This is a genomic window from Pseudomonas alliivorans, from assembly GCF_017826695.1.
GTDB classification, from domain to species: domain Bacteria; phylum Pseudomonadota; class Gammaproteobacteria; order Pseudomonadales; family Pseudomonadaceae; genus Aquipseudomonas; species Aquipseudomonas alliivorans.
The window spans coordinates 736612-752270 of sequence record NZ_JAFFZW010000002.1 but is presented as its reverse complement, the minus strand read 5'-3'; the positions used below and the strand labels follow the sequence as shown (position 1 = coordinate 752270).

15 protein-coding genes and 1 pseudogene are annotated in these 15659 nt (G+C 54.0%); 8 read left to right on the top strand and 8 right to left on the bottom strand.

The window, feature by feature from the left end; all coding sequences use genetic code 11:
- Positions 1-8 precede the first annotated feature (8 nt).
- The 4 genes from JTJ32_RS07925 to JTJ32_RS07910 all read right to left on the bottom strand — a co-directional run bounded on the left by JTJ32_RS07925 (position 9) and on the right by JTJ32_RS07910 (position 1858).
- Positions 9-707 (bottom strand): YoaK family protein, encoded by a 699-nt coding sequence (locus JTJ32_RS07925; protein ID WP_099227830.1) that lies wholly within the window; start codon positions 705-707, stop codon positions 9-11.
- Between the two features lie 52 nt (positions 708-759).
- A complete protein-coding gene (locus tag JTJ32_RS07920) occupies positions 760-987 on the bottom strand; it encodes a hypothetical protein (protein WP_099227829.1) in 228 nt (75 codons plus the stop codon).
- 131 nt (positions 988-1118) lie between these two features.
- Positions 1119-1460, bottom strand: a complete 342-nt coding sequence (locus JTJ32_RS07915; protein WP_099227828.1) for an FKBP-type peptidyl-prolyl cis-trans isomerase — start codon at positions 1458-1460, stop codon at positions 1119-1121.
- A gap of 119 nt (positions 1461-1579) precedes the next feature.
- Positions 1580-1858 carry a hypothetical protein gene (locus JTJ32_RS07910; protein ID WP_099227827.1) on the bottom strand — a complete coding sequence of 93 codons (279 nt, stop codon included), beginning with the start codon at positions 1856-1858 and terminating at the stop codon, positions 1580-1582.
- 649 nt (positions 1859-2507) lie between these two features.
- Between JTJ32_RS07910 and JTJ32_RS07905 the strand changes: the two genes are divergently transcribed.
- Positions 2508-4076: a TerC family protein gene (locus JTJ32_RS07905; RefSeq protein ID WP_099227826.1), complete on the top strand. Its 1569-nt coding sequence runs from the start codon at positions 2508-2510 to the stop codon at positions 4074-4076.
- A gap of 157 nt (positions 4077-4233) precedes the next feature.
- Positions 4234-4506 carry a hypothetical protein gene (locus JTJ32_RS07900; RefSeq protein WP_004886613.1) on the top strand — a complete coding sequence of 91 codons (273 nt, stop codon included), beginning with the start codon at positions 4234-4236 and terminating at the stop codon, positions 4504-4506.
- Between the two features lie 109 nt (positions 4507-4615).
- Here JTJ32_RS07900 and JTJ32_RS07895 read toward each other — a convergent pair whose 3' ends face one another.
- From JTJ32_RS07895 to JTJ32_RS07880, 4 genes and pseudogenes are all read right to left on the bottom strand, one after another.
- Positions 4616-5191 (bottom strand): GNAT family N-acetyltransferase, encoded by a 576-nt coding sequence (locus JTJ32_RS07895; RefSeq protein WP_184323456.1) that lies wholly within the window; start codon positions 5189-5191, stop codon positions 4616-4618.
- A 123-nt stretch (positions 5192-5314) separates the two neighbouring features.
- Positions 5315-6547, bottom strand: a complete 1233-nt coding sequence (locus JTJ32_RS26365; protein WP_236059217.1) for a hypothetical protein — start codon at positions 6545-6547, stop codon at positions 5315-5317.
- Between the two features lie 279 nt (positions 6548-6826).
- Positions 6827-7690 (bottom strand): annotated as a pseudogene (tssI, locus tag JTJ32_RS07885) (type VI secretion system tip protein TssI/VgrG); the annotation flags it as partial.
- 61 nt (positions 7691-7751) lie between these two features.
- Entirely contained in the window at positions 7752-8279 is a 528-nt protein-coding gene (locus JTJ32_RS07880; protein ID WP_184322532.1) for an Hcp family type VI secretion system effector, read from the bottom strand.
- Positions 8280-8808: 529 nt separating this feature from the next.
- On the opposite strand from JTJ32_RS07880, the gene tssA reads away from it, so the two are divergent.
- From tssA to tssG, 6 genes are all read left to right on the top strand, one after another.
- A complete protein-coding gene (gene tssA / locus JTJ32_RS07875) occupies positions 8809-10356 on the top strand; it encodes a type VI secretion system protein TssA (RefSeq protein ID WP_210041681.1) in 1548 nt (515 codons plus the stop codon).
- 28 nt (positions 10357-10384) lie between these two features.
- The gene (gene tssB, locus JTJ32_RS07870; protein WP_210041680.1) at positions 10385-10882 is read left to right on the top strand and encodes a type VI secretion system contractile sheath small subunit; all 498 of its coding nucleotides are present in this window, start codon (positions 10385-10387) and stop codon (positions 10880-10882) included.
- 28 nt (positions 10883-10910) lie between these two features.
- Positions 10911-12386, top strand: a complete 1476-nt coding sequence (gene tssC, locus JTJ32_RS07865) for a type VI secretion system contractile sheath large subunit (RefSeq protein WP_184322535.1) — start codon at positions 10911-10913, stop codon at positions 12384-12386.
- Positions 12383-12793, top strand: coding sequence for a type VI secretion system baseplate subunit TssE (tssE, locus tag JTJ32_RS07860; protein ID WP_184322536.1), 411 nt, complete (start codon positions 12383-12385; stop codon positions 12791-12793). Before tssC ends, tssE begins: the two co-directional genes overlap by 4 nt.
- 106 nt (positions 12794-12899) lie before the next feature.
- A complete protein-coding gene (gene tssF, locus JTJ32_RS07855; protein ID WP_210041679.1) occupies positions 12900-14687 on the top strand; it encodes a type VI secretion system baseplate subunit TssF in 1788 nt (595 codons plus the stop codon).
- Complete coding sequence (gene tssG, locus JTJ32_RS07850) at positions 14651-15658, top strand: type VI secretion system baseplate subunit TssG (RefSeq protein WP_210041678.1); 1008 nt, start codon at positions 14651-14653, stop codon at positions 15656-15658. Before tssF ends, tssG begins: the two co-directional genes overlap by 37 nt.
- Position 15659: the final 1 nt, after the last annotated feature.

The following is a 15659-nucleotide window of genomic DNA, read 5'->3' as shown; positions in this document are numbered from 1 at the left end:
TATTTGCCTCAACGCGGCATGTAGAGGCGCTGCCATCGATGTGGAATGCCGAGCGAGACCAGCCCCAGCAATGCCGAGAGACCTGCGCTGACCAGCAGGGCGTTCAACCCGAGGCGACGTTCTATCAGCGCTCCGACGACCGCGCCGATGAACATGCCGAACCACGGAATCAACTGGGCCTGCCAGCCATTCCTTCGCTCCCCCATCAACCAGCGTCCCAGGCCACGTCCGAAGCGGGACAGGGCGCCGGTCACATAGGTCAGCCCCACCGACTGACCGTTTACCTGTTCAACCGCAGCGTTGAGCATGCCCATTGCCAGAATCGCCCAGACCAGCGCCAGCAGATTCTTCTCCATTGGCCAGGCAGCGGCTGCACACAGGAGTGTCGCGACAACCAGCAGCAGTGGCAACGCACGGCGGTTGCCCAGGCGGGCGATGACAATACCCAACGCGTTGCCCGCGATGAACACGCCGATAGCCAGGCTCAGGCGAGCGGTCATGCCCATGTCGCCTTCGCCCAGCGCCACCGCCAGTCGCGTGGTGTTGCCGCTCATGAAAGAGACAAAGTCGCCCGTTGCCATGAAGCCAATGGCGTCCGTCATACCCGCCAGAACCGAAAGACTGGCGGCCAGAGTCATGCCGACCCGGGTCCGCCGTTTCTGTAACGCCACGTATCGAAAACGTGCATGAGTGAACGCTGACGGCATCGACGGTTCTCTGGAACGTTTAGGACTGCGATATCAAAGGGCGTTCTGTGATTCAAGGTAGCTTGGCGCGCACGATTCTCTTCGATTTGACTTCATCGGCGTAGGCCTTGAGTTGGTCCGCGTCGCTATAAAGGCGATTGACCATCTGCAGAATGGCCGTGACATCGACCTCTTTCATCTGCGACGCAAGCTTGAGAATTTCATCTGCGGTGGTTTCGAGGTTGGTGGCCGTGCCCTTGAGGTGCTTTTTCAGCTCCTGGGTCGACTTGTTGAGCGCCATGGGTTGTCCTGTCAGAAGTCATTGAATTCCATACCCTGAGCATGGCTTTTTCTGCGTGCGCGCGCAATCCGGCAAACGAAGTGTGACCGGACATGCTGAAAAATAAACACGCAACCCGGCCCGCCGTCCGTTCAGTCGTCGCGTGTCAGGACTTCCAACAGTTCAATCTCGAAAGTCAGGTCGGAGCCCGGCTGAATGTGAGCCCCCATTTTTCGGTCGCCGTAAGCGAGGTGAGCCGGGACGAACAACTTGCGACGCCCCCCGACTTGCATGCCCATCAAGCCCTGGTCCCAGCCTTTGATAACGCGCCCCGTACCGATCACGCACTGAAAAGGCTTGCCGCGCTCGTGGGAAGAGTCGAAGACCGTGCCGTCGGTCAGGGTTCCGGTGTAATGGGTGGTGATCAATGCGCCCTTGACCACGGCCTTGCCTTCGCCAATCTGCAGATCGGTTATGAGTAGTTCGTCGTTCATTGCCAGACATCTCCTTGTGTGTGCGGCCAGGTTTCTCGCAGAAACTCAAGCGTCTGACAAGCGTTTAAACGCAAACGGGGAAGCCTCAGCTTCCCCGTTCGATGTTGCACACAGGCTGCTTACAGATTCTGCGAGCTGACCACCATCGCTTGCGCGATATTGGCTTTCTGCTCCTGGGTAAAACCGTCCCACACGTTGACCTTGGCGTAGTAGCCCAAACCGGCCAGGCAATACAGGCTCAAGGTCAGAATGATTGCGATGGAAACGAAGGTCCAGCGACCTTCATCGTTCTCACGGGTGAAGTCACGGGACTCGCTGTAATGCGACCCACGGGACAGAAGGCCGGAAGACAGGCGCTTGAGCCATTGGAACAGATGAACAACAACGATACGCAGCATGAAGCAAGATCCTCAAAGGTCAAAAAAACGCGTCGACTGCCATGCGTGCGACATTCTTTGGCCGCATGGCGTGCAAAAGCTAAAAACGAAAAAAGCCCGTCTATGACGGGCTTTCTTTTTATGATTCTTGTCAGGTGGCGTCAGGGATCAGCGAACAGCAGATCGGCCTGCGCAGGTGTGACGTTATTGCAACATTTTAAAACAATTGCCCATCGCCATCTACCGTGCATCGGGCGTCGTCAGACAACTGGTCATGAATTTGGGTGCGACAAAACGTCGCTCGGAAGGGGCTCGGACGATCAGGGCAGCCGTTTTTCCGTCAACTCTTGTAATACTTATTCGGCGCGCTAATCCGATCTGTGTATTGTAGGATCATCGCCCGTATCAAATTTCAGGACTGTATGAACACCCTCCAGGAACCTCCGAGTCGTTTTCCTTTTTCAGCATCGGGCTGTCCATTTGTCTGCATCCCATGCGGAATCAAGCCTGATTCAAGCCTCGCTTCATCCTCTCTTTTGCGTTCAAACCCTGCCCAAGGCTATTCAGCCTGCTCGGATGCCTCTCTGCATTCGGCGCCGAATTTCCGTGCTCAGCGCAACGCATCAGGCGCTCCCGCCCAACATTCTGTTCAGAAGGCTGACTAATTACCATGGAATGGATTGCTGACCCGACGGCCTGGCTTGGCCTGCTGACCCTTATCATTCTGGAACTGGTACTGGGTATCGATAACCTGGTATTCATCGCCATCCTGGCCGACAAGCTTCCGCCTGCACAACGCGACAAGGCACGTGTGATCGGTCTGTCGCTGGCATTGATCATGCGCCTTGGCCTGCTGGCCAGTATTTCCTGGATGGTCACGCTGACCGAGCCCTTGTTCGACATTTTTGGCAAGACGTTCTCCGGCCGCGACCTGATCATGCTGTTCGGTGGTGTGTTCCTGCTGTTCAAGGCCACCATGGAATTGCACGAGCGACTGGAAGGCCACGTCAGTCAGAAAGCCGGCAATGCCGGATACGCGCTGTTCTGGCCTATCGTGGCGCAGATCGTAGTGCTTGATGCGGTGTTCTCGCTCGACGCTGTTATTACTGCGGTGGGCATGGTCGAGCACCTGTCGGTGATGATGATTGCGGTCATCTTCTCCATCGGCCTGATGATGATTGCGAGCAAACCGTTGACCAAGTTCGTCAACAGTCGCCCGACCGTCATCATGCTGTGCCTGGGCTTCCTGATGATGATCGGCTTCAGCCTGACCGCTGAGGGCCTGGGCTTCCACATTCCAAAAGGCTATCTGTATGCGGCCATCGGTTTCTCGATCCTTATCGAGGTGTTCAACCAGATCGCCCGCAAGCGCAGCAAGAAGTCCGCGCATGGTCATCTTCCACGCCGTGAGCGTGCTGCCCATGCGGTCATGCGCCTGCTGGGTGGTCGCAGGCTGGAATCGGGTGATGTCGACGAAGAAATCATTGAAATGATGGAGGGCGAGAGCGCCGAGCCAGTGTTCGACCGTCGCGAGCGCGTGATGATCAGCGGTGTTCTGCAGTTGGCAGAGCGTCCGATTCGTACCGTGATGACGCCGCGCGCCGAGATCGATTACATCGACCTGAGCGACGACGCTGACAAGATCCGCCTGAAATTGATGCACTCGTCCTATTCGCGCCTGCCATTGATCGGCGAGGGCGGCATTGATGAACCGCTGGGCTTCGTTCACAAAAAGGAACTGCTCAAGGAGTTGCTGTCCGGTAACGAGCCTGACCTGAAGCTGCTGTCGCGCAAGGCCATCAACCTGCTGGAGAACTTCACGATCCTCAATGCACTGGAACAGATGCGCAAGGAGTCGACCCACATCGCGTTCGTGGTCAATGAGTTCGGTGATTTTATCGGTGTGCTGAGCATGACCGACATTCTGGAGTCCATCGCCGGCCAGTTGCCTGACGCCAGCGAAGTGGAAGGTCCGGACATCGTGGCGCAGGGTGATGATTTCATTGTCTCGGGCGCGTTGAACCTGAGCCTGATCCGCGAGCGGACCGGTTTCCAGGCCAAGGCCACCGACGATTATCAGACACTGGCCGGGCTGGTCATGAGCCTGCTGGATCGTCTGCCCACTATGGGCGACAGCCTTCAGTGGCAGGGCTGGGATCTGAAGGTTGTCGGTGTGGAAGAACGCCGTGTCACCCGTGTATTGCTGCAGCGTCAGCCGGAAGTCGGCGCTGGCAAATAGCGATACGGGACGTCAGTGATAAACGGGCCGAAAGGCCCGTTTTTCGTGGTGTTGCGGTTGGTCGTCCGGTCGCAACGAAGGCCTTTCAAGCGTGGTCTATCCTGCGACAACCACGTGGCTTCACCGTGCAGTCAGCCACTTCACAACGGAGACTGCCATGACTGCTGCCTTCATCTTCAACCCCAACCTGACCTACGACGTCATCTCCAGCCGCAAGCGCTATCCGGTATGGCGCATTCGTGAACGTAAGGTTTACGCCTACCTCGAACATGACCCGCGAAGGGACTGGAGTGGCGAAATAGGCACACTCAGCCTCGGGACCCCGCAACGTCTGGTCGACCATGACGGGCAGACCATCGCGTACATCGTGGGGACCGAAGTACGTGACACCAAGGGACACCGTTTCTCGCTGAGCGAGGTCAAGGAATAGGCCGTCAGACAATAAAGCTTCAAGGGATTAAACGCTGAGGGATGCAGGGAAGATGGCTCCCTTCAAGGTCGCAACCTGACCTGACGTGAGGGAGCCTGCACCAGACGGGCTATTTGCGGCGGGGGCGTGACACGACAGACTCGATGTTCTTGCGACCAATCAGCATGGGTCGCGCAGGTTCTTGAACCTCAGGCGCTTCGCCCAGCCATTTGAACATCACCAGACAATCCACCAGCCCCAGGCGGGCATGCCGATAAGCATTGGGCAAGCGACCTACTGTTTCAAAACCGAGCTTGTGCCACAGCGCGACGGCCACTTCATTGGTGGCAACCACCGAATTGAACTGCATTGCCAGAAAGCCGCTGTCGCGCGCAAGCTGCTGCGAGTGCTCACACATCAACCGCGCCACCCCACGACCCCGCGCTGCGTCCGTCACCATATAGCCACAGTTGCAGACATGACTCCCCGGACCCGCCGCGTTCGCCTTCAGGTAATAACTGCCCAGCAGCTGACCGTCTTCTTCCGCAATCAGCGTGTGCAGGGGTAGCTTCATCCATACGTCACGAGCCTGTTCGAAGGTCAGCGTCGGGTCGTAGGCGTAGGTTTCCTGCGCCTGGACGACCGAATGGAAGGTCGGCCAGAAGTGGTCGAAGTCGTCTGGGGTCATGGGGCGGATGTGGATCATTTGGGGCCTTTGGTGAAGGTATTTCGGGGCTGAGTGCGATGCAGAGCACCTTATTCGCTGGGTGGCGAGGGTGCAAGGGGAGCAGGTCATCTGCGGTGACTGCGGTTCGTAGCAATGAACCACTCACTGCGCCCCCTGATCCATTTGATACAAGAATGAAAAATTGTCCGCCTTGGGGGAGATATCGATCCCTTCCGCTTCCAGAGATCGGTAGTAATCTTCAATGTTCAAGGTATCGCTTATTCGAGCTCTCACGATGCAAGGTGATTGCTGCCACGGGTAGCGCTTCAATTGCTCAGTCAACCGTTTTTCACCGGCTGCTTTCCAGCTCTTTATCGACTGGTCTCGCCATCGGCGTTCAGGTCGGCCGGTTCGTGCATCATGGGCTGCAGTTACCGGGTCCAGGTGCCGACTTTGTTCCAGTACTGGCAGGTCTGGCAGCGGGTGGGTAACGTCCATGTAACGCTGCAGGCTGTCCCAGAATGCCAATGCATTGACCTTGTCCAGCCCCAGCGCATGGACCTTGACGGCCAGGCAAAGCTTTTTGTTGGTGTAGCGGTGGTATAGCCATATGATATAGTCATGAGAACCATGGCCTGTCGGTATGGTCCTGAGTACCGGATCAAACTCCTCGAATGGTGCGACGAACAGTGTCCTGAAGCGTCGCTTGAAACGCACCATTCCATCGATGCGGTTGAATTCGCTGCCATCGTGTTTGCTGAACAGGCTGTAAAGGTGCAGCACGGCATCACAACCTATGGCACCCATGAAGTAGAGAAACGTGCCGATCCAGAATGAGATATGCATTTCGGTCGTGCCCCATAGGGTGCCGGTAACCCATAGAACAACGCTGGCGCAGACAACGAAACCCGTGATGTTTAAGCAGTGACCGGCCTTTCTGGTTGTTATGGAAAGTAATGGAGAGGCTAAAAGCAAAACAGCTGAGAGTGTCGCAATCAGGGTGGCAAGCGCAGTGCCGGTGTTGCCGTTACCAAGTTCGGATGTTATATCGGTGGATATACCTACTCCCCAAAATAGCCATAAAAAAGAAAAACAGACTATTTTCAAAGCAAATATCAAGTGCGGGACGTTCCCGGAGTACTGGAAGCGCCAGCGCTGAGCGTCGCAGTAGGCTTCCGGTTCCTTGTTTTTTTCTTGGTTTTCGTAGATTTTATGCTCGTTTGCCTGAAGCTGGGCTGTGATCTCTATTGCGGAATCCAGACGGGCGTAATGCCCGAACGAAAGAGAGGTAGCACTCCTGGAGTTGCAATTTGAGGTTCTGATAGGCGTAGGAAGGTGCTTCGTAATGTCGCTGCGGTAGGCAGAAGATTTATATTTAATATTAAGAGGGTTCATAAGGGGTGCTCATTTGTTTCGATCTGCCAATACAGCACCTCGTCATTTGAAAAATTGTCTTTCGGCAGACGACGATGACTGTTCATAAAAGGTTTCCAGTTTGCGGGGGCTGGCTGTGGCAACACGAGAGGCTGCGTGTCAGGTTCCGCGTAAAGTTCGGCTTGCAAGCAAACTCTTAGACCTTCAGTCATTTGGTATCGATAACGCTGTCTCATACTGAGAACAGGCGTTTCGAAAAAAGAAGGCAGCACATAGATCACGCTAGTCGCATCCAATGCTATCGCCCCGAGCTTGGGCGAGCCGGTAATCATGGCGATGGCGTTCCAGAGCGCGGGCGGCCAGATGGGTGCCGCGGTCGCGGTAGGTAAACAGGCCGGGGTAATCGTAATCCTCTAGGTCCGGCCGGGCGTCGCCGGGTACCGCACCCTGCATGGTCAGGCGCGGCTTTTCGAAATGGTAATCGCGGCGCGTGGTGCGAGTCGGCCGGGTTTCAAGCCGCAGGTTGAAGCGCTGGACGACGGGCGTTTCGGCGACCATCGCGCTGTCTTGTCGATACACCACGGGCGCCAGTTTGGGAAACACCGCCTGATCCTCGCCGAACACCAGCAGGTGGGCAGCGGGGCTGTGTTCGAAGTGATAATGCAGGCCTTCCTCCTCGCACAGACGCTGAATGAAGTGCAGATCCGATTCGTGGTACTGCACGCAGTACTCACGCTCGGGATAGACGCTGGCGAGCTGGAAACGATAAGTGGTGGCAAGCAGGCCATGCTCTTCCAGTATCAGGGCAATGATCTGCGGCACCGTACGGTGCTGAAAGATGCGTTGATTGATGCGGTGGCCGAGGCGGGCCAGATGCGGGCGCAAGGTGATCGAGTAACGGGTCAGACGTTGCCCCGAATCGCCTTGGGCGATGCGGTCGATCAAACCGTGAATGCCGCCGTTGTCCGGTGCGAACTGCAAAAAGGCAGGACGGTTAAGCAGGCTTTCCAGATCCAGGCAGGACGACTCGCTGAGCAGATCCAGGGTAAAGGTGAACGGCTGACTGATGGCTTCCCGGCCGTTGAAGGCGAGCACCTGAAAGTCATGATCGACGCCATCAAGGTTGAGCTTGAAATCATGCTTGCTTGAAGATTCAGACCTCATGGCTTATCCCATGTCGAAGTGAGGTAAAGAACCATCGACCCTTACGGGTCGATGGTGTTAATTACTCAGCCTTTTCTTTCCCATGGGTGCGCCAGTCGTCAGAACCCGAGGTTCCGCACGTTTCATGAGTCCAAGTGATTTTCCGGTAAGCGAAATGCACGTCCTGAAGGTGAGTGAAGCTGGCCTTCGCAGGATCTTGGCAGTTATGCATATAGTCCTTTATCTGGACGATGGTGGCGTCGGTCAAAAGAGTTGTGTAGTAAAGCTCCTGATTGCCGTTGACTGATGTGCGGTACCACTGGATCTTGACTTCACTCAAACACTCGCCCGACGTCAGTGCTGCCTGCAGCAACGGTGAGGCTTTATCGAAAATCTTCGTGATACATAAAGGCTTGTGTATCCGCAGTCCGCTGGGTTGACCCGTCTGGGGGTCGCAAGGAATGACAACCTCATGGCTGAACGCTTGTACCAGAGCCTGATCTTCGTGACCTTCCTGGTAAATATTCCCCACTGAATGCGCGGTAAATGCACCTTCAGTTATAAGCTTCTGTTTTACCCCTGTGATGGATATGTAAGCAGGTGTTGCCATTATAAACTCTCCTGATATTTGATTGGCCAGCTGGAACTCGACGTGCCGGCTAGCAGGTGATTAACAAGAACTATGCCAATTAACTGTATGCCCAGTATCTCAAGGCTTTGATTAAGCATGGATGAGTCCTCTTATTCACAGGGCGGTACTTTTTTGCCGAAAAGTGCGCATGTCTTTGCGCACGTGGAGGATTTTCTGCGCATTCGTATGGATACCTCGACATTTATTAGGGGAGGGCGGTTGGGTTTGGCGCAATATTCGGCGAAGGTGTGCAATAAATAGCACGGTTGGTCAGGCGTCAAACAGTAGAAATGCCTGACTCATGCGTGCAAGAGCGTATTGTGTTAGCTCACAAGCATCATCTGCGTTCGCTTCCTACATTAAGACTATGCGGCGTTGTAGGAAAATTCTGAAAAGTTGCTCCGCGATATTGGGTCGCTTGTTAAACGTAGTGTGAGCAGTTAGTGTTTGCGCCGTTGGCCAATATCTACCAGTAACGATACTTGACGCATAAAGGAGGTAACAGTAAATGACTCATTCGGATACATTGTCTGCACGTTACCTCCATCTGGCAAAAAGTCCTGTATCCAGTCATGGCTATGCGGGCAACGACGTCCGCTTTTCCGAGGAGTTTGAAACCTTGGAAGCACGACTGAATAGCGAGCAGTCGGTTCTGGGGGCTGGAAAGGTTGACTGGTTAAAGGTTCGTGAAGAAAGCGAGAAGATCCTGCGTGATCAGTCGAGAGATCTACGTATTGCGAGTTGGTTGACATGGGCGCTTTATAAAGTTGAAGCGTTTCCAGGTTTATTGGCTGGCATCGGCATGCTGCGTTATCTCTGCGAACACCATTGGTCAGAGTTATATCCAGCTAAACACCGAACACGTATTGCCGCCTTTGCGTGGTTGCTGGTCAGGCTTGAGAAGGTTCTCGTCGACGATGTTTCAATAAAACAACAGCTTCTGTTGTTTCAGCGTTTATCGGGTCATCTTGATGGGCTCGATGAGTCGCTGAGGCGGCATCTGGGTGAAGAAGCACCATTGATCTTGCCGGCTCGCAGGCGATTGGCCCGAATGCTCCAGGCCGCCTCGCAAAACGAAAGCAAGCCTACGATCACTGAGCAGGTCAAGGAGGTGGCTACCCAGTTTTTCAGCCAGCCTTCTGTGAATAATGACAAAGATGCCCGCAAGGCTCTTGGTACGCAGCAGGATTTAACCCAGTCCCTGTGCGCTTGGTGGCTAAGGCAGAAAGCCACTGATGTCCGCGCGTTTCGTCTGAATCGTACGGTGCTCTGGCTTACGGTTGATACTGCCCCGGCGTGTAACTCCGAGCGCATAACAGCATTGCGTGGCTTGCCCATAGACCGATTGAGCAATTACAAAGAACGTTTTGAGCATGGCAAATATGCGGACCTGATTGTGGACCTTGAGTCGAGCATCGCTCGTTCTCCCTTCTGGTTCGACGGTCAACGAAGGGTATGGGAATGTCTGCAGGGGCTCAACGCGGAACTCTCCATGCGTGAAGTGGAAGTTCATTTCGCTCTTTTTTTGCAACGAGTACCTGGCATCACCGAATTGCGTTTCCATGACGGTATGCCCTTTGCCGATGATGAAACACAGAGTTGGATATCGACGCATGTGATGCCTCACGTATGTCCTACTCAACCCGAACTTGCTCAGAGCAATACCGGCGTCCAGCCAGCCTGGAATGCTGTTCTGAATGAAATGATTCAGAGGCTGCACAAGGACGGTCTGAAGTTTGCGGTCAGGGAATTGACCCGGCACCTCATGAGCGCGACCAGTGAACGTGAGCGTTTTTTCTGGCAATTCAGCATCGCTCGCCTCTGCCACCGTGCAAAAAAATATGAGTTGGCCAAAGTTCAACTCGAACTGCTTGATCAAGAGCTTGAGAGGAAGGGACTTGAGACATGGGAGGCCGAAGCGTTCCTGGACATTTCCCGGCTTCTATACAGTTGTCACGATAAGCTTCCGCCTGACCGGATTTCACGAGTGAGCAAAGACGAAATCTACCGGCGGTTATGCAAATATGATTTTGAAACCGTGCTGAATAAAATATAAGTGCTGTCATAAGCAAGGAGTGAATACAGTGGCAAAAGAAGGCTCTGTCGCGCCCAAGGAACGTATCAATGTTACTTTTAAACCGGCGACTGGTGACGCACAGGAAGAAATAGAGCTTCCGTTCAAGTTGTTGGTGTTGGGTGATTTTATTCAGCGCACGGATGAGCGAAAGCTTGAGACGCGCAAGTCCATCAGCGTTGATAAACACAATTTTGATGACGTGCTTGCGAAACAGAATCTGAGGCTTTCACTGAGTGTTCCCAATCGGCTACGGGATGAAGGCGAGACTGAAGAGTTGGCGATCGATGTCAGCGTCCATGCAATGACTGATTTCAACCCGGCCAGCCTCGTGGAACAAATCCCGGAGCTCAGGAAACTCATGGAATTGCGTGACGCCCTGATGGCCCTCAAAGGACCGTTGGGCAACGCGCCTGCATTTCGCAAGGCGATTGAAAATGTGCTTGCAGACAAGGCTTCACGTGATCGGGTACTCGGTGAGTTAGGGCTCGATGCGGTAACGGAATGAAGTATCTGGAACGTCAGGAAGAAAATTTATGAGCACCATCACTGCACAACAGGATAACCACGACAATGTCGAGTACGGCATTCTCGACCAGATCATCGCCGAGACCAGAATGTCTCCGGGCGATGAAGCCTATGCGATAGCAAAGCGTGGTGTTGCCGCTTTCATCGAGGAGTTACTGAAACCGCATAACAGCGCGGAGCCGGTAAAAAAGGCGCTTGTCGATCGAATGATTACCGAGATCGATGTGAAGTTGAGCCGGCAGATGGACGAGATCCTGCATCATTCCGAGTTTCAGTCGCTCGAGTCTTCGTGGCGTGGCTTGAAGTTGCTGATCGACCGAACGGATTTCCGGGAAAACATCAAGGTCGAGATGCTGAGTGTTTCAAAGCAGGATCTGTTCGATGACTTCGAAGATTCTCCAGAAGTGATGCAGTCCGGTCTTTACAAGCACGTGTATACGGCGGAGTACGGTCAGTTCGGAGGAAATCCGGTAGGTGCGATCATCGCAAACTACTACTTTTCGCCCAGCGCTCCGGACGTCAAGACGATGCAGTACGTTTCCAGCGTCGCCTGCATGGCCCATGCGCCCTTCATTGCGGCCGCCGGGCCTCAGTTCTTTGGTCTTGAGCAATTCACCAGCCTGCCTGATCTCAAGGATCTGAAGGACCATTTCGAAGGTCCGCAGTTTGCCAAATGGCAGAGTTTTCGGCAGCAAGAGGACGCCCGATACTTCGCCTTGACGGTCCCTCGGTTTCTGCTGCGCAGCCCCTATGATCCCCAGGAAAATCCGGTCAAGACATTCTCCTACCGGGAGAACGTCGCGAATGCTCACGAGCATTATCTCTGGGGGAACACCGCCTATGCGTTTGCTACCCGGTTTACCGACAGTTTCGCCAAGTTTCGCTGGTGTCCCAATATCATAGGGCCGCAGAGCGGTGGAGCTGTTGAGGACCTCCCTCTGCATCATTTTGACAGTCTGGGTGAGATTGAAACCAAGGTGCCGACCGAAGTGTTGGTGTCCGACCGTCGAGAATATGAACTCGCAGAGGAGGGCTTCATTGCGTTGACGATGCGCAAGGGAAGTGACAACGCCGCTTTCTTCTCTGCCAGCTCCGTACAAAAGGCCAAGTTCTTCGGAAACAATCCGGAGGGTAAAGTGGCCGAGCTCAATTACAAGTTGGGTACTCAACTGCCTTACATGATGATAGTTAATCGCCTGGCCCACTACATCAAGGTGCTTCAGCGCGAACAGATCGGGTCATGGAAAGAGCGTACGGACCTTGAACTGCAACTCAACAAGTGGATACGGCAATACGTTTCCGATCAGGAAAATCCCGGGGCTGAGGTCCGCGGTCGACGGCCATTGCGTGCGGCGCAGATTACAGTGAGTGATGTCGAAGGCGACCCGGGTTGGTACAAGGTTGCTCTTAACGTGCGTCCGCATTTCAAGTACATGGGGGCCTCTTTTACATTGTCGCTGGTCGGGAAAATGGATAAGGAATGATCCGTTGCACGAGTCTGTTTGAACGGCTGGCCGGGGTACCTGAAAAGCGGCTCTGTTTGAACCGGGAAACTCAGCTTGTGACGTCGGTTGCCGTTCATCTTTCAAGAATGTTGAGTACTCGGGCGGGTAGCGTTCAGACGCTGCCCGATTACGGTCTTCCGGATTTGAATGATCTGCGATTCAGCCTGAACGATGTGATGCGCAATTCCCGGAAGGCCATTGAAGATTTTATTTGCGCTTATGAGCCGCGGCTCATGAATGTTCGCGTTGTTTCCGAGTCGCGCGACGACAATGCGCTTGAACTTGGCTTCCACATCCAGGCGGTTGTGAATATCGATGGCGTGAACAAGGAGGTGCTTTTTCAAGCGGTGCTGAATGGCCGTGGGCGCGTCGATGTAAAGGTGTGATCAATCTGGGCGGGGCGGCATGTCTACGTGAACGTATGCGTCAGGTATGTCGTTCCTTAATGCCTCTATTCACCGTTCTCGGTGAACTTGGAACAGGTAATGAACGTTGTCTTTCAATGACTACTATCAGGATGAACTTTCAGCCTTGCGTCAGCTGGGCCGTCGTTTTTCCGAGCGTAATCCTGCACTGGCGCCTTTTTTGGGCCAGGCGGGGCGTGATCCTGATGTCGAGCGATTGCTCGAGGGGTTCGCGTTCCTGACAGGACGGCTGCGTCAGAAGCTGGACGATGAGTTGCCAGAATTGACTCACTCATTAATGAATTTGCTCTGGCCCAATTATCTGCGACCGCTGCCGTCGGTGAGCATGCTTCAGTTCGAGCCACTGCTTCGGTCCGGGCCCGCAGTGCTGGTTGATCGATCCACTCCTGTTGAAAGCGATCCGGTAGATGGGCGTGTCTGTCGTTTTCGCACGTGCTTCGCAACCGAGGTCTTGCCGCTTGAACTCAAGGAACTGCGTCACTCGTCGATCAGCGATGGGGCAACCCTGAAATTGTTTTTCGTCATGAGTTGCGAAGGTCACATTGGCGAACTGGAGTTAAAACGAATAAGACTGCATCTTGCGGGTGATCGTTATGTCAGTCAGGCCTTGTATCTCGCGCTGATGCGTAAACTCGAGGGTGTCACTCTCAGCGTGCTCGATGCTGAGGGGCGTCTGATTGATGACGCTCATGGAAATACCATTGAACTTGATATTCCGGTCACTGAAGTGCAGCCAGTTGGCTTTGCTGAAGAAGAAGCATTGATACCTTATCCTTTCAATACATTCAGAGGTTACCGCTACCTGCAGGAATATTTTTTCTTTCAGGAAAAATTCATGTTTGTCGACGTCACGGGCTTGAGTGTTCTGAGTGCGTTGCCCGAATCTATTATCAAACATGCCCGTGGCATACAGTTGACCTTGAACATCAAGGGTGCTGAAATCCAGCGTCTTCGGCCCACCCTCGATCATGTAAAGCTGTACTGCACACCGATCGTGAATTTATTCAAACAGGATGCCTTGCCCATCCTGGTCGACGCCAAGCGAGATGATTATCTTCTCGTCCCGTCCAGAGATGATCTCGACAGTTGTGCAGTGTATTCAGTGGATCGGGTAACCGGTTGGCAATCTGGTGGTCTTGGCTATCAGGACTATGCCTCGTTTGAATCGTTCGAACATGATTCAGGGCAAGGCTCGACGAAAACCAAGCCTTTCTACAGCGCTCGGCAGCGCCCCTCCATGCAGTACGATGGCCTGGATACTTATTTAAGCTTTGATCATCGAAGTGCTGAATACCCTGAAACGGTATCCGTCGAGCTGAGCTGTACCAATCATGACCTTCCATTGCAGATCAAAGCCGGTGGTATCTGCAGGTCCTGTGACGGAACGCCGGATTTCCTTCGTTTCAGAAATATCACTCCGGCCACACCCAGCTATGCGCCTCCTGTCAGTCGCGATTTTCTATGGCGTGTGATCAGTAACATGTCGTTGAACTATCTGTCACTCGCCAATATCGACGCGTTGAAAGTTGTACTCGAAACTTATGATTTACCTCGTTATCACGATCAGCAAGCCGAACGGGCCAGTCGGCATCTTCTCAAGGGGCTTGAATCAATAAGCCATCGTCCCGCGGATCGACTTTACAAGGGGCGGCCCGTGCGGGGCGTCACGACAGAGTTGGTGATCAATCCCGACGGTTATGAGGGCGAAGGCACTCTATTTCTGTTTGCATCAGTACTGAACGAGTTTTTCGCACTGTATGCCAGCCTCAACTCTTTCCATGAACTGAGTGTGAAAAGTACACACGGAGAATTTTACAAATGGACACCGCGCATGGGACTCCAGCCGCTTCTTTAGTTGCACTCAGTCACAGGATCCGTGAGTACTCCATTTATCAGGCGATCCCTCTGATCCTGGAGGTGCTTCGCGAGATTCATCCCAAGGCTGATGATGAGTCGCTGCATGACTTTCTTTTACTTCATGCGAACCCGGGCCTTGGCTTTCCCGGAAGCGATATCGAACGTCTCGAACTGTTTGAATGGCATGGGAAACTTCACGTGAGGCTATGCCTGAATGTTATCAGCCTGGTCGGCTCCGGCTCGCCGCTGCCAGCCTTCTACGGCGAGCAGGTCTTGGACGAGGAGGGTGACTTCAGCGTAACGCGCGATTTTCTTGATGTTTTTCATCACCGGCTTCAGAAGCTCATGTTGCCTGTCTGGCGCAAGTACCGTTATCACGCGGTGTTTGCTCATGGTGCGACCGATCATTTTTCCGAGCATCTGTTTGCATTGATCGGACTGGGTGGCGAAAGGATCAGGGAAGCTGCCGACCTAGACTGGAAGCGGCTCCTGCCTTACCTGGGGCTGCTCAGCTTGCGCGCGCACTCTGCGGCGCTGATCGAATCGGTCCTGCGTTATTACTTCAACCATGCCGATTTCTTCATTGAGCAGTGTGCAGAGCGTGTTGTTCACATCACCCGTGAACAGCGCAACTTTCTGGGTGGAAACCATAGTCAGCTCGGGCAGGACGCCGTTCTTGGTGAGCGGATTCGAGACCGAAGCGGCAAGTTTCGTATCCACATCAGGCGACTGTGCTGGGACAGCTTTCACAAATTTCTACCTCAGGGCGCCTCGAATCAGCCTCTCAGTGCCTTGGTGCGGTTCACGCAACGAGACTTTCTTGAGTACGACGTCTGTCTTGCCCTGCTGCGGGAAGAAATTCGGGCCCTGTGCATTGGTGAAAAGAATACCTGCCGCCTCGGCTGGACCAGTTGGCTGGGGCATGAGCGTGCCGACGGTATGGTGACGCTTGGCCAGTCGATTCATTAAG

What these genes read in the sequence shown, in the direction of transcription:
- JTJ32_RS07895 (WP_184323456.1), bottom strand. Translation starts at nt 5,191, where the DNA reads ATGATCCACATCCGCCCCATGACCCCAGACGACTTCGACCACTTCTGG.
- JTJ32_RS07910 (WP_099227827.1), bottom strand. Translation starts at nt 1,858, where the DNA reads ATGCTGCGTATCGTTGTTGTTCATCTGTTCCAATGGCTCAAGCGCCTG.
- JTJ32_RS07880 (WP_184322532.1), bottom strand. Translation starts at nt 8,279, where the DNA reads ATGGCAACACCTGCTTACATATCCATCACAGGGGTAAAACAGAAGCTT.
- tssC (WP_184322535.1), top strand. Translation starts at nt 10,911, where the DNA reads ATGAGCACCATCACTGCACAACAGGATAACCACGACAATGTCGAGTAC.
- JTJ32_RS07915 (WP_099227828.1), bottom strand. Translation starts at nt 1,460, where the DNA reads ATGAACGACGAACTACTCATAACCGATCTGCAGATTGGCGAAGGCAAG.
- JTJ32_RS07900 (WP_004886613.1), top strand. Translation starts at nt 4,234, where the DNA reads ATGACTGCTGCCTTCATCTTCAACCCCAACCTGACCTACGACGTCATC.
- tssG (WP_210041678.1), top strand. Translation starts at nt 14,651, where the DNA reads ATGGACACCGCGCATGGGACTCCAGCCGCTTCTTTAGTTGCACTCAGT.
- JTJ32_RS07920 (WP_099227829.1), bottom strand. Translation starts at nt 987, where the DNA reads ATGGCGCTCAACAAGTCGACCCAGGAGCTGAAAAAGCACCTCAAGGGC.
- JTJ32_RS07925 (WP_099227830.1), bottom strand. Translation starts at nt 707, where the DNA reads ATGCCGTCAGCGTTCACTCATGCACGTTTTCGATACGTGGCGTTACAG.
- tssA (WP_210041681.1), top strand. Translation starts at nt 8,809, where the DNA reads ATGACTCATTCGGATACATTGTCTGCACGTTACCTCCATCTGGCAAAA.
- JTJ32_RS26365 (WP_236059217.1), bottom strand. Translation starts at nt 6,547, where the DNA reads ATGAACCCTCTTAATATTAAATATAAATCTTCTGCCTACCGCAGCGAC.
- JTJ32_RS07905 (WP_099227826.1), top strand. Translation starts at nt 2,508, where the DNA reads ATGGAATGGATTGCTGACCCGACGGCCTGGCTTGGCCTGCTGACCCTT.
- tssE (WP_184322536.1), top strand. Translation starts at nt 12,383, where the DNA reads ATGATCCGTTGCACGAGTCTGTTTGAACGGCTGGCCGGGGTACCTGAA.